This is a genomic window from Nostoc sp. NZL (assembly GCF_015714705.1).
Classification (GTDB): Bacteria; Cyanobacteriota; Cyanobacteriia; order Cyanobacteriales; family Nostocaceae; genus Nostoc; species Nostoc foliaceum_A.
The window spans coordinates 25587-39750 of sequence record NZ_WBKL01000197.1; the positions used below are offsets into that span (position 1 = coordinate 25587).

At 42.6% G+C, this 14164-nt stretch carries 9 protein-coding genes; 5 read left to right on the forward strand and 4 right to left on the reverse strand.

From position 1 onward, the window contains the following. Positions 1-63: 63 nt before the first annotated feature. Positions 64-1173, forward strand: coding sequence for a tetratricopeptide repeat protein (locus tag F8R90_RS29315; protein WP_196513563.1), 1110 nt, complete (start codon positions 64-66; stop codon positions 1171-1173). A gap of 121 nt (positions 1174-1294) precedes the next feature. Here the strand turns inward: F8R90_RS29315 and F8R90_RS29320 are convergent, their stop codons facing one another. Together F8R90_RS29320 and F8R90_RS29325 are read right to left on the reverse strand one after the other, a co-directional pair. Further along, entirely contained in the window at positions 1295-1990 is a 696-nt protein-coding gene (locus F8R90_RS29320) for a potassium channel family protein (protein WP_196513564.1), read from the reverse strand. Between the two features lie 157 nt (positions 1991-2147). Next, positions 2148-3482, reverse strand: a complete 1335-nt coding sequence (locus F8R90_RS29325) for a TrkH family potassium uptake protein (RefSeq protein ID WP_196513565.1) — start codon at positions 3480-3482, stop codon at positions 2148-2150. A gap of 239 nt (positions 3483-3721) precedes the next feature. On the opposite strand from F8R90_RS29325, the gene F8R90_RS29330 reads away from it, so the two are divergent. The 3 genes from F8R90_RS29330 to F8R90_RS29340 all read left to right on the forward strand — a co-directional run bounded on the left by F8R90_RS29330 (position 3722) and on the right by F8R90_RS29340 (position 6890). Next, entirely contained in the window at positions 3722-4564 is an 843-nt protein-coding gene (locus tag F8R90_RS29330; RefSeq protein WP_196513566.1) for a methyltransferase domain-containing protein, read from the forward strand. A 306-nt stretch (positions 4565-4870) separates the two neighbouring features. Beyond that, positions 4871-5428, forward strand: coding sequence for a pentapeptide repeat-containing protein (locus F8R90_RS29335; RefSeq protein WP_196513567.1), 558 nt, complete (start codon positions 4871-4873; stop codon positions 5426-5428). A 685-nt stretch (positions 5429-6113) separates the two neighbouring features. Beyond that, a complete protein-coding gene (locus F8R90_RS29340; RefSeq protein ID WP_196513568.1) occupies positions 6114-6890 on the forward strand; it encodes an ABC transporter ATP-binding protein in 777 nt (258 codons plus the stop codon). Between the two features lie 126 nt (positions 6891-7016). On the opposite strand, the gene F8R90_RS29345 is transcribed toward F8R90_RS29340, so the two are convergent. Continuing rightward, positions 7017-7679 carry a GIY-YIG nuclease family protein gene (locus tag F8R90_RS29345; RefSeq protein WP_196513569.1) on the reverse strand — a complete coding sequence of 221 codons (663 nt, stop codon included), beginning with the start codon at positions 7677-7679 and terminating at the stop codon, positions 7017-7019. 124 nt (positions 7680-7803) lie between these two features. Here F8R90_RS29345 and F8R90_RS29350 point away from each other — a divergent pair, with 124 nt between their 5' ends. Then, positions 7804-8733, forward strand: a complete 930-nt coding sequence (locus F8R90_RS29350; RefSeq protein WP_196513570.1) for a carbohydrate ABC transporter permease — start codon at positions 7804-7806, stop codon at positions 8731-8733. 80 nt (positions 8734-8813) lie between these two features. Here F8R90_RS29350 and F8R90_RS29355 read toward each other — a convergent pair. Next, a partial coding sequence (locus tag F8R90_RS29355; protein WP_196513571.1) for a translocation/assembly module TamB domain-containing protein occupies positions 8814-14164 on the reverse strand: 5351 nt, incomplete at its 5' end.

A 14164-nucleotide genomic window follows, 5' to 3' on the forward strand; every position in this document is an offset into this window, starting at 1 on the left:
TTTTCTTTCGCGGTGGGTACTCTGACTTATGAGGAGCGAATAATAATTATAGGTCTGCAATCCATGTCTGAAAAATTCCTATTTTCCCAGTGGTTACATTTATTTTGCCGGGTGACACTCTGTGGCTGTTCTGCGTTTTTAGTCTTAGCTGCACCGACAATTACTAATTTTTCAGGAAGCAAGCTGCTAGCAGAAACCGCAATTTCTCAGGATCTCGAAGCAGCTAGCTTTTTCCAGCAAGGAGTGACGCGCTATAACCGCAAAGACTTACAGGGTGCGGAATATGCCTTTCGTCAAGCGTTGCAGCGAGATCCTAACCTTGGGTCAGCGCGAAATTATCTGGGTAATATATTCATGGAGCAAAATCGCCTGGATGTAGCTTTACAAGAATATTCAGAGGCGATTAAAATCAATCCTAATTCTAGCGAAGCTTATTACAATTTAGGGTTAGTGTTGCACCGACAAGGAGAAAAAGATGCAGCAATTACGGCTTATCGCCAGAGCCTAGTGATAGATTCCACAAGGGTCGCAGCGCTGTATAATCTGGGTTTAATCCTGTATGAACAAGGACAGCTTGAGGATGCGATCGCAGCATACCAAAAAGCAATTAATCTAGATAGCAGCAATGCCAACGCTTATTTTAACTTAGCGATCGCCTTGCAACAACAAGGTCAAATAGAGCCTGCGATCGCCACTTATCGCCAAGCCTTGCAGCTAGATCCTAAAAATGCCACAGCTTACAACAATATGGCAAATTTGCTAGCAAATCAAGGTCAAGCTTCTGAGGCTATTTCTGTTTATCGGCAAGCTATTCGCTTAAACCCTAAAAATGCCTCAACTTACTATAACTTGGGAGTAACTTTATATCATCAGGGCGATATCAAGAAAGCTAGTGGAGTCTTGAAACGTGCCCATAATGAATATCGTGAGCAAGGCAACATTGAACAAGCTGAAAAAATTGAGCAGCTAATGCAGCAAATTGCTCAGAAAAGTGGGCAACAGCAACCTCAAGCCAGTCAAACAGCAACTCCTTCTCAGACTCCAGGCAACACAACTAATGTAGTACAAACATCTGAGCCACAGACACCAAATCAACCAGAAACTCCAGCCAACCCTAGCAATGTCCCTGTCTCAGTTGAACCACAGTCTACTTCAACCAATCCTGAAAAATAAAAAAGTCAGAGTTAGGAATTAAAGAAGAATTCATCCGCCAGTCGTCAGAATTCAACATCAATTCTGCCGACTGGGGCTTTTATTTTACTTGATAGTTAATAACCTCTAACTCCTAACTTTCTTAAATCGGTAAACGGTTGATATCTTTGTTGCAACCAATAACTACCATTGCTGAACCACGCTCTAAACGCTTGGTGGGGTCAGGATTAATTATAAATTTCCCATCTTGGCTCACTGCTAGCAAATTTAAACCATAGCGGTTACGAAGTTGAAGCTCAGTGATTGTTTTGCCGTGAAATTCATCAGGGACAATCAACTCTACAATACTGTTATCTGGGTCTAGGTCAAACCGATCTAAAATTGCTGGTTTGGTTAGTGTACGCGCTAGGGCACAACCCGCTTCATACTCAGGAAAAACAACATGATCTGCTCCTACTCGCCGCAACAGTTTACGGTGAACTTCACTAGAAGCTTTGGCAACTACATGAGGTACACCAGCTTCTTTCACATTTAGAGTAGTTATAATACTTTCCTGAACGTAGTTACCAATCGCTATGATTACAGTATCAAATTCAAAAACTCCAGCTTCTTTGAGTGCGGCTGGTTCTGTAGAGTCTAGTTGCAAAGCATGACCAACTATTCCCTCAGTTAATGCTTCTGAAACTCGCTTTTCATCAATGTCTGTTGCCAGCACTTGATAACCAAAATTGTGCAATGTAGAACAGACAGACCTACCAAAGCGGCCTAACCCAATTACAGCAAATTGTTGGTTATCTTTACGTAAACTGCGAAAAAAACTTAATGATGACAGATTCACCGTTGTTATCCTTATTATGGCTCCCTGTATTTAGGGCAAAAAACGGTTATACCGCTTGAATTAAAAATTTTATTTTTTGCCTTCCAATGTATATTTTATCAGTTTAGTCATTAGTCAAGAATTTTTCTCCTCCCCACTCTTTAATCCCTCTTCCTAACTATCCCACGAGTAAATTTTCTTCAGGATAGTGAATTCTGGTAGGGCGTGGATCTCCGAGTACAGCAGACATCAGTAGTAAAACACCTACTCTTCCAACGTACATTGTGACAATTAAGATGAGCTTTGCTGCTGTAGAGATACTTGCTGTAATGCCTGTAGAAAGCCCTACGGTGGCGAAGGCTGATACCACTTCAAACAAAATTTGAATAAAATCTAATGTTGGATCTGTGAGGCTGATTAAAATCGTAGCTAAAATCACGGCTGCCACTGAACCCACCAACACACCCACAGCTTTTAAAATTAAAGATATTGCGATTTTGCGATCATACAATAAAACTTCTTCTTTCCCCTGGAGAATTGCTTTAGTGCAACTGGTCAAGACTCTTACAGTTGTTGTTTTCATACCTCCTCCAGTACCACCTGGACTTGCACCAAGAAACATCAGCGCAATCGTAATAAATAGACCAGCGGTGGTCATTTTGCCAATATCGATTGTGTTAAAACCAGCAGTTCTGGGAGTAACAGATTGAAACCAAGCTACTAATATCCGGTCACGTAAATTTAGAGAGCCAAATGTTTCAGGGTTTCTGATCTCTATACAGAAAAAAGCAACTAGCCCTAGTAATAATAATATCAAGGTTGTGCTGGTTGCAACTTTAAAGTCTAGAGAAAATATTTGATTGTGAGTTTTTTTGGAAATGCGATCGCGCAACCAAAGATACATTTCTAAAATTACCTGATAGCCAATTCCCCCAAAGATAATTAACATTGTGATGGTGAAGACTACTAAGAAAGATGACTGATACCCAATTAAGTTATCTTTAAACAAACTAAAACCAGCATTATTCCAAGCATTGATACTATGAAAAATTGCTAACCACATTCCTTTACTCCATCCATACTCAGGAACAAAAGCTGGCAAAAGTAAGAATACACCTGTAATTTCAAAAATTAAAGTTGTGGCAATAATTGAACGGATAACTTGGGCGCTACCACTCATTCCCGGTCGATCTAAAGCTTGTTGAATTGCTATTTTTTGCCGCATATCAAACTTACGTCCAAGAAGCAAAATCAGAAATGTAGTAGTTGTCATGTAGCCCAATCCGCCAATCTGAGCTAGTAGCGCAATAAAAAACTGTCCCCAAAAGGAAAAATAAGTACCAGGATCAACTACTGATAAACCTGTGACGCAAACTGCGGATGTCGAGGTGAATAATGCCACAATCAGGTTATTCCAGGTACCATTGCTAGTCGAAAAAGGCATCATCAACAGGATAGTACCTACAGCGATGACAGCCATAAATCCCAAACAAATTGTGCGAGCAACAGTCATAAGTAATTTAAAATTTAAAATTCAAAAACTCAATCATACTAGGCATCCCAGATGTTTCCGGGATGCAAATGACAACAAAGGCCGCTTGTTAAGGTAGAGTTGGCAAATTTTTCCAGGGAAGAGTAACCGGAGTTTATTATCCCTGCAACCAAAAGACCCTATTTTAATTAAAAACACACATGGTAGCCTATCTGTATGTTTTTTTTTAAATTCGGCTTTGTCTTAACACTGCTTTTTTCATGAGTGCAACACTTTACCAGCAAATTCAGCAATTTTACGATGCTTCCTCCGGGCTGTGGGAACAGATTTGGGGCGAACATATGCACCACGGCTATTACGGTGCCGATGGTACTCAGAAAAAAGACCGCCGTCAGGCTCAAATTGATTTAATCGAAGAACTGCTCAATTGGGCAGGGGTACAAGCAGCAGAAAATATCCTAGATGTGGGCTGTGGCATTGGCGGCAGTTCTTTATACCTGGCACAAAAGTTTAATGCTAAGGCTACAGGAATTACATTGAGTCCTGTGCAAGCGGCGAGAGCAACAGAACGTGCCTTGGAGGCTAATTTAAGTCTGAGAACACAGTTTCAAGTCGCAAATGCTCAAGCAATGCCCTTTGCTGATAATTCTTTTGATTTAGTTTGGTCGCTGGAAAGCGGTGAACACATGCCAGATAAAAATAAGTTTCTCCAGGAATGCTACCGAGTATTGAAGCCTGGTGGCAAGTTAATTATGGTGACTTGGTGTCATCGACCAACTGATGACTCCCCACTAACGGCGGATGAGGAAAAGCATTTGCAGGATATTTATCGGGTGTATTGTTTGCCTTATGTGATTTCTTTGCCAGAGTACGAAGCGATCGCACATCAACTACCATTACATAATATCCGCACTGCTGATTGGTCAACTGCTGTCGCCCCTTTTTGGAATGTGGTAATTGATTCGGCATTCACTCCCCAAGCATTTTGGGGCTTACTAAATGCTGGTTGGACTACCATCCAAGGAGCATTATCACTGGGATTAATGCGTCGCGGTTATCAGCGTGGGTTAATTCGGTTTGGCTTATTGTGCGGCAATAAGTAAGGACGCACACCTGCCCTACCACCTTCATCCACAGGTTGTAGAGGCAGATTGTCCATACTTCCTCGCTGCTGTTACTCAAAAGCTAAGTACTCAGCCTTCAAACGCTTGGATAAAAGGCAATATGTAATGTTTGATTTATTTCCATTAAGTAAATGTTGAAAATGTCGAAATTTCAAGCAAAATAAAATTACAAGTTTTAGCTAAGATTCCCGTTGCTGGCAACTCAATAAATTGTCTTTGGTGTGGTTTGGGTGGTGTTAACTCACAACTAGACTTCTTTACCTACAGACATTGCGAGGTGACAATATGGACGCTAACAGAATTTTGAATTTATATGCAGCCGGAGAACGAAATTTTAATCGGGCAAATCTGCATCAGGCAAACCTAACTGAAGCTGACTTAAGTGGTGCAAATTTGGCTGAAGCTGACTTGAGTGGTGCTGATCTCAGTCAAAGCAACTTGAGTCGATGTAATCTAAGTCGGGCAAATCTAACCGATGCAGAGTTGACTGAAGCTAACTTGAGTGGAGCCAACTTGAGTGAGGTAAACTTGATTGGTGCAGACCTGATGAGGGTCAACCTGCAAGAAACTAACCTGAGTAGAGCGGATTTGCGGAGTGCCAATTTATCTTTGGCAAACTTACTTGGTGCAAACCTCAGCGAGGCGGAAATGAGTGGAGCAGATTTGAGAGATGCCAATCTCAGAAAGGCAAATTTGATTGGTAGTAACATCAATGAGGCTGAACTCAGCGGCGCAGATTTAACAGGAGCAATTATCAATGAAGAGGAGAAAACAGAGGGAGTTTTACATATAGGGTTATCGCACAAATGGGTAACTTGGGCTGGTAGTTACATAACCCCTTAAAACACCTATTCAGTCGGAAAAAAGAGGCTAATTAAGCAGGTTTATCGCCATTGTCAAATCAAGATTTAATTGCTCCAATCTTAAGAAACCTGTTTATCGAATGACTAAAGTAACTGATGGTGTTGGTACATGGAAACACTTGTATTTACAGGCTAAGTCATAGTCCAATACCCTTGGTATTAGTAATATTTAGCCCTGAGAAATCCTTTCAACCCATGCCAGTTACTTATGGGGAGCCGCTTGCTTCGACTTTAAGAAAGTTTGCAATAGATTGGCTCTCCATCGCCTTACAGCCCTTCTCCTAAAGGAGACGCTGAACGGGCTGTCTCACGCCACTTGTTCCATAAATTTATTTTTGATTAATGATAATATCACTGGCATTGAGGCAAATAGTCTCACTTTAGAAGCGGGCGATCGCTCACCATAGATCTCAACCATAATACCATTTTCAATGGTGGTAATTTTAATGCCAATTGCTTTCTTCTTTGAGCCATTTACGCAGTAGCGATCGCTGATATTTTAATTCCCTTAAGCATTGAAGACTTAGAAGTAGTTTGGTATACTCGCTAAATTTACAACATTTAGGCTAAATCAATGTGTCTAATTGAATTGAACTGGGTATAAGGATGCGAAATAATCCACTCAAATCCTGTAAAATTAAGTTTCTCATTTTTTAATTTCTGAAATGCCACTCGAACTGCAAAACCTCACAGGCGGTTACACCTTAGTACCAATTGTTCAAGACATTAACCTCACTCTGCAAACAGGAGAATGGTTGAGTTTAGTTGGTGCTAATGGCTCAGGTAAATCTACTTTACTCAAATTGCTAAGTCGTATTCTCTCCCCACAGCAGGGAACAGTGCTACTTGATGGCAAAGCAATCCACTCTCAATCTCCAAATCTAGTTGCACAAAAATTGGCATTATTACCGCAACAACAAACGGTTCCCGTTGGCTTAACTGTGCGACAATTAGTAAGCTTAGGACGCACGCCACATCAACCTTGGTGGCAATGGGAATTAAACGCCCAAGATTGGGAGAAGGTGGAAGCTGCAATTGAAAAAACGCAATTAGAAAAATTTAGCGATCGCTTAGTCGAACAACTCTCCGGTGGTGAAAGACAACGGGCTTTTTTAGCTCTTGCGCTAGCGCAAGAGCCAAAAGTATTACTATTAGATGAACCTACAACTTTTTTAGATATCAACTATCAATTGCAGTTATTAGAACTGCTTAAAGAACTGAATCAGCAGCAGGGATTAACTATTATCACAGTTTTACACGAACTGAATTTAGCAGCACGGTATAGTTCCCGCATTGCATTATTAAAACAGGGTCATATTTGGGAAGTTGGTACACCTGAACAAGTCCTGACACCAAATGCGATCGCCCAAGTATTTGGTGTGGAATCTGTGATTATTCAAACGCCTGTCGGATTACAGGTTTGTGCCATTTCTGCTCTTTAAAATCATAGTCTCCTAAATTTTTTATAATAAAAAAACCTCCCAATAATCAGCGAGAGGAATTTTAACTAAAGCTACATAGTGTCTATCTATGCCAAGCCAGCAAAAACATTCATCTCAACACTCATCCTAAGATTTGGTTTCTTGTGTCTGTGCGTCGATAATTACGCTCCAGTCATCATTTGTCACAGCAGCTTCAAGTTGACGCTGACGTTCGGCTATACTCGCATCTATTGTTTCTGACTCTTTAGAGAGGGTTGTGTCAGCCATTGCTTTCCGCAGTTTTAGCTTTTTCTCCTCGTAGGCTTGACGTTCTGCTTCTGACATTACCGTCTTTGCAGCTTCCCCTACAGTGCTAGCCCACATTTCGCCATCAGTTGCATTACCAGATGGTGTGCTTTCGAGTTCTGCTATCCACGCATCTCGCAAATCTTCCATTTCTTGACGCTTGGGGAACTTGAATGCTTGCACACGTACAAAAGCACACTTTTGCTCACCATTTTGGCGAACATGACCGTTTAGGGAAAGCAACACATTCCGAGAATAGCCAATGTACTGCGTGCAGCGTTCTGCGTTTAATACTGCATAAACACCAGCAATTTTAGCGTTCTGAGCAGATGCACTCCAAGCCTCAAGGTTAATGATTTCAGTACCATCGTTTGCCAGTTCAGGGGTTATACTCACCTCAGTAGCGGTGTGTTCGTCGTCGGAACTATACAAAAATTCATGTAGTCCACGGTGGTTTATGGGGACATTTTGATGTTCAATTGGCGGGTTGTGCTGAGTTTCCATCGTAATTTATCTCTGAGTAATTAATTAGCGCTACGCAAATATATGCCTTTAGAATATTGAAGCTTAAATCTACTCACATCCCCAAATTCTTGCTGACAAAGCGAAAACAACTATTAGACCTTATATGAATCAATTAACACCTAAAAATTGGATATTCATCAAACAGCGGCTGACCCCTTATTTATTTTTACTACCCGCCTTAGTTCTCTTGGTGTTAACAGTCTTTTGGCCTGCACTGCAAGCGTTTTACCTCAGCTTTACCAGCTACGAAGATATTGGCCAGCCGCCACAATGGATAGGTTTTGCCAACTTCCTCAAGCTTTGGAAAGATGCAGTTTTTTGGAAAACCTTGGAAAACACTTTTTTATATCTTGTCGGTGTAGTACCAATTTTAGTAATTGCTCCCTTAGTGCTGGCAATTTTGGTAAATCAGAAACTGCGGGGGATGAATTGGTTTAGATCGGCATATTACACCCCAGTGGTAATTTCAATGGTGGTTGCGGGAATAGCTTGGAAATGGCTGTATGCAGAAAACGGATTATTGAATCAGTTGCTGAAAGCTTTGGGTATTTTTCCAGAAGGTATTCCTTGGCTAACTAGCCCAGAAAAAATTTTTGGTATTGTACCAATTTCTCTTGCCAGCGTCATGGCTGTCACCGTGTGGAAGGGGCTAGGCTACTACATGGTGATTTATTTAGCGGGGTTGCAATCAATTCCCGCTGATGTATACGAAGCTGCTGCGATCGATGGCTCTGATGGTATCAGAAAACATTGGGATATTACCATACCTTTGATGAAGCCGTATTTAGCACTAGTAGCAGTAATTTCGGCTATTTCTGCCACCAAAGTGTTTGAAGAAGTATACATCATGACCCAAGGAGGCCCACTCAGTAGCTCGAAAACGATTGTTTATTATTTATATGAGCAAGCCTTCACCAATTTGGAAATCAGCTATGCTTGCACAATTGGTTTAGTGCTATTTTTGATAATTTTAGGGTTATCGATTTTGCGATTAGTTATTAATCAGGAGGAGGGCGATAATATCACGATCTGATATTTAAACTCCACAAAATTAAGCTTGGGAAGATTTGGGGCTTGAGCAAATTGTTCAAAAGCAACCTTATAGATACTTATTTAAAACCGCGTTTGATACTCCACAACTGCACGACTATCATCGGTTAAATTAGTGGAAGCACGCACACGAAACTCATCGTTTATCCGATAATTAACACCCCATTGGAAGGGGTCATTTGTCGTCAAAATCTTGATACTGGAAACGGAAATCTTAGAAGAAATATCAACCCCAGCTTCTGCTGCCAATTCCAAGGTTGAACTGCTCCTTCCCGCTTCGGGATTCTCAGAAAGAACGGTAGGAAATATCCGCAGTTCACTTAAGCCAAAGGTATTTCCAATCTGGTTAAAAGCTGACTGAAAATTGTTGAACACAGCCGAACCTGCGATGTTAATTAGGCCCAAAGTACTGTCACCACGACCTTGGGTGTCTACAAACCCACCTCCTAAAAGCGCAACAATTTCGGTTTGACTACGTGACGGACTGCTTGTTAGTTCTAGATTTTCGTTCAGCTTGCTGGCGAGACCGTTGACAGTGGCTTCAACTCGAACACTCTCTAAAGCTGATAAACCTGTGGTATTTATCCGGCTGAAATCATTACTTTGAGTGACGTCTAATACTTTGGCAAATAGCCGAATATCTAAGTCAGGGTCGCGGGGTTGAGAGGGACTAAAAGTTGCAGTATGTTTATAGCCACGAGCAAGGTTAAATTGGGTAGTAAATAAATTCACCCCACCTTGTTCTAACCGAATAGTACCATCGGGTACGGGCTGATTGATTGAGCCGTTAACTATGAGATTACCAGTTGCACGGAAGTTGAGAATAGGGGGACGGGTAATTTGGACGTTTTTACCAAGTTCTAAATCTAGATTATTAAATCTAGCGTTCGCATTTCCCATCCCATTCCCAATTTCAGATTTACTCTGCTTATTATCTTTTGTAGGTGATACACCCAAACCACTATTTGCAGATGAAGTCGCGTCGGTAGATTCCGCCAGCAATACCTGACCATCAAATAAATTTACTTTACCGCCAATTATCGGGCTAAGGGCAGAACCAGTAATCTGCAAATTGCCGCTAGCACCTCCCAAGTAAAGCCCCTTGAGATTCAACGCCAGCTGATCAAGATTAACTGTCAGGGGATTATTGATAGTCGCGTTCTCATTGTTGAAAATGGGAATTTCTCCAGCAGCTTCTACCTTCCCACGGCTAAATCTACCCTGAAGATTTTCTACTAAGATACGGTCAAAATTAAACAGCACTCTACCTGTGACGCGTCTGACTTTACCTGGCAAAGCCTGGGCTGAAAAAGTAGCATTATTGATAGTAGCAATTCCATCTACTTCGGGTTTTTGCAACGTTCCGCGTACCTTGAGGTCTATTTCTCCTTCACCTTTCTCAAATACCACTTGATTAGTGAATGCGTTTAACAGTGCCAATCCCTCGTTTTCCAACTTCATATCTAAACTGATTTGCTCACTGTCTGGTGCTACAGAAGCAAAAGGCAATTTATAAGGGATGCTGCCAGTAATATCAACAGGTTTTGGCCCAGCAACTGCTACAGTACTACCAAAGTTTAAGCGTCCATTGGCATAGCTGAAACTTGCGATCGCTGAATCTATTTTGTTCTGATTCAATAATCCTTCTGTGATTTGCAATTCCCCTCTAGCTTGGGGATTAGCAATGCTGCCTGCTAACGCTGCTGTACCGTTAAGATTACCTGTGATTCCAACTGGCAATTTGACAAAATTATTCAGTAATTGTACCGGAAAATTATTCACTCGTAACTGGCCAGATTGTTCATCACCGCCAACGTTACCCGTAAAAGCAATCAACCTATTTTGAGATTCAAGCCGTAAAGGTCGCAAACTTAAAACACCGTTTTCAAAGTTACCTTCGGCAATCACTCTGTCAGCAGTATAATAACGATTTCGTTCTTCCTTTTTACCCCAGGCAAAGTCTTGTCCATTCAAATTAAAATCCACTGATAATCCATTGGCTGTAGCTGTATTTACAGCCACTTCCCCGTTGAAAGTCCCCTTTAAGTCTGCCAAATCTGGTATGGGAGTGGAATTAAGTCGCTGTTCTTCCTGTTCTGCTACCAAAGTTTCAATTTCAGAAAACCGTTGGATTTGGGTTAATAAGGGTTGATTTGGAGCTCCTTGGGGAGTGGTGTTTAGATCCGCTGCTGTGCCGTAGATTTCTGCTGAACCACCTGGCAAATTTTGTAAATCAAATATCTGCGCTACAGTTAGAACGTCTTGGATCTCTCCTTGGTTGACGTTCAGTTTACCTTGTAGTTGAGGACCTTTAGAACTTTGAGCAAAAGTACCGACAAGGGCGTAGCGACTTTTGCCTTTGACAAATTCGCTGCTGGTGAGTGTGCCTTTCTCATCACTGTAGCGGAATTGAGCCGCTAAACTATCGCCTTTAAGCCGACCAATTTGTGGATTAGCGATCGCTAAATTCCCTGTAGCTGCCAATGTCTGCTGATTAAACAGCAAATCCCCAGTTAATAACCCAGTTATCTTACCAGTACCCAGTCGAGTAATTGGTGGCGGAGTCAAATTCAATATTTGTAAGGGTAAATTTGCGACTTTGAGCGCCCAATCATTGCCCTGAATATTACCTGTGGCTGATGCTTGCTGCCATTTGACTAAGAAAGATTTCGGGCGATTATTGGCATCTAAATTGAAAGCTAGGCGATCGCTATTTCCCGCCAAGTTCAAATTTAACCCGCGTCCCTGTGCTGAATCGATGTTTCCAGTTAACAACGGCTCAAAAGCAATATCTTGAACAACTAAATCTCGTAAATTTATTTGCCCTACCACATTTGGCAAGGGCAGCTTGCCAGTGATTTGACCATTAAAATCTACTCTCCCCGCCACAGCAAGCTGATTAGGAAAATTAATCGGTAACTGTTTTAAGTTGTAATTCTGCGCTTGGACGTTGAGATTTAGGGCAGTAATTTCCGGTATACCTACCTTGGTTGCATTGGCTAATATGTTACCAGTCACACTTAAACCGGGAGCCGTGGCTCGCTCAATGGTAAGCCTTTCACCACTCCAAGCGATCGCAGCCGTCAGAGGTTGCTCCAAACCGGGGATACCTTGGGATAATTGCACCTGTCCAGCAGCACGCACATCAGCTAATTTGGATGAGCCTAGCGTGCCAGCTAATTGCAACTGACCGCCAAACTGACCCCGCAATTGCTGATTTAACCGATTTAATTCCACACCGGAAGCATCAACTACAGCTTGATAGCGACCATTAGCCAATTGGATATTAGAGGCTGCGATCGTTCCACCTGCAACATCCAGCCGTCCTTGACCATTGGCTTGAATAGTTTGCGGTTGGAAGGACTCCACAGAACCCGCCACGTTTGCTTGACCAGTTAAAACTCCCCGAAACTGGGGTGGTACTGCTGCCAACTGCTGCAACGGTACATTATTTGCTTGAACTTGTGCCTGATATACACCATTACCCACTTGGATATTAGAGGCTGTAATAGTTCCACCTGCAACATCGACCCGCGCCTGACCCATAGCTTGGATAGTTTGCGGTTGGAAGGACTCAACAGAACCTGCCACATTTACTTGACCAGTTAACGTCCCTCGGAACTGCGGTGGAACTGCTGCCAACTGCCGCACAGGCACATTATTCGCCTGAACTTGCGCCTGATACACACCATTAGCAAGTTGGATATTAGAAGCTGTAATAGTTCCACTCGCAACATTTACCCGCGCCTGACCATTGGCTTGAATAGTTTGCAGTTTAAAAGAATCAACAGAACCCGCGACGTTGAATTGACCAGTTAACGCTCCCTGGAACTGCTTTGGTACTGATGCCAACTGCTGCACAGGCACATTTTTAGCCTGAACTTGCGCCTGATATACACCATTACCCACTTGAATATTAGAGGCTGTAACCGTACCACCGCCAATAGCAAGGCGACCCTCACCAGTGCCACGGAGGGTTTTCAGGCTGAAATTATCTCTGTTACCTGCGATTTGGAACGTACCCGCCAATGGATTATTTAAAACTGGGGGAGACTGTTTCAATATCCGCCCCAACCGTACACCATTCGCTACAAGTTGAGCAGAGAAGCTTTGGTCTTGCAGTTGGAGATTAGAAACTGCAACTGTGCCACCACCAATTTGAACTCCTGCACCATCAGTGCGAATTGTGGCAATTTCAAATGGTGCTGTGCTTCCTGAGAGGATGAGACGACCATTGAACTGTGCCCCAGCCAAAGAGACATTTTGCAGTTGACTTTTGTCTACAAAGGGTTCTAATTTTACCCCAGAGGCAACAGCCACAGCTTGCCAACGCTCATTGGCATAACTACCAGTTGCCCGGACTGTACCACCGCTCACATTCAGAGCCACATTGCGGAAAGAGACGGTGCGATTTGGAGCGATGGCAACTTCGCCAGTTCCGGGGTAAGTTCCGTTAGGAGCTTGAAACCTTACCACAGTTTGGACATTGGTAGGAGCGCCTGTTAGTTGGGCTGTACCTGAGACATTGCCGATTTGGAAAGTGGGTGTTGTTTCATAAACTTTTGCGATCGCATCCCCTGGAACATTCTTGGCAGCAAAATTTAATTCCAGTCGCGGGGTTTTACCGAGTTGAATTGTACCAGCGCCTGTAATGTCACCACCAACTTTGGCTTTACCTTGAATATCTTTTAGGGTAAGTAAAGAGGAACTAGAACTAGTAACAAGCTCAAACTTACTACTAATACTATTAAAATCAACTTTATCAATCCGAGCAGTTTGGATCGTGGCAACTGTGCCTGAGATAATTGGCTCTTTAGTTGATCCAGTAATCTGCAAAGAAGCTTGTACTTGTCCAGCGATCGGCACAGGTAGTTTTACCTTGAGAGTCTCCTGAGCATTCGCCAAACTCACCGCATTTACACGCCCTGCCAACTTAAAGCCTGCTTGAGTGTCGATAATTCCCGTAGCCACTACGGGAATTTTGCCGTAGTTGGTAGTAATATTATCTAACTGTAATTCCGTTCCCTGGAAGCGGAGGTTTCCTTGGCTATTGCTCAACAGTTGCGGTACTTTAGGTATTTGAAGTGTTACCCCTTGCACAGCCGCACTGCCATACAATAAAGTCTGCTGTCCTGGTGTTAACCTAACTAACAAGTCGCCATTGGCTCGACCCGCCTGTAAGTTCACTGGTAACTTGATCAATCGAGTAATATCCTCAGCCAGCAAGTCTTGTCCTTGCAACTGAAAGTTGCCTGCTAGCACCTTGGAACGCGTCTCTCCCTGAATCGCAATACTGCCACCACTGTCTGCTTGACCCCCTACATCAAACCGGATCAACTGGTTGTTTGCTAAAAGTTGGGCAGAACCATTGAGTTGAGAAAATGTTACTGGAGAGGTGGGGGATGAGGCAGAGG

Coding starts and splice junctions, on each gene's coding strand:
- F8R90_RS29340 (WP_196513568.1), top strand. CDS start 6,114: ATGCCACTCGAACTGCAAAACCTCACAGGCGGTTACACCTTAGTACCA.
- F8R90_RS29315 (WP_196513563.1), top strand. CDS start 64: ATGTCTGAAAAATTCCTATTTTCCCAGTGGTTACATTTATTTTGCCGG.
- F8R90_RS29350 (WP_196513570.1), top strand. CDS start 7,804: ATGAATCAATTAACACCTAAAAATTGGATATTCATCAAACAGCGGCTG.
- F8R90_RS29330 (WP_196513566.1), top strand. CDS start 3,722: ATGAGTGCAACACTTTACCAGCAAATTCAGCAATTTTACGATGCTTCC.
- F8R90_RS29345 (WP_196513569.1), bottom strand. CDS start 7,679: ATGGAAACTCAGCACAACCCGCCAATTGAACATCAAAATGTCCCCATA.
- F8R90_RS29325 (WP_196513565.1), bottom strand. CDS start 3,482: ATGACTGTTGCTCGCACAATTTGTTTGGGATTTATGGCTGTCATCGCT.
- F8R90_RS29335 (WP_196513567.1), top strand. CDS start 4,871: ATGGACGCTAACAGAATTTTGAATTTATATGCAGCCGGAGAACGAAAT.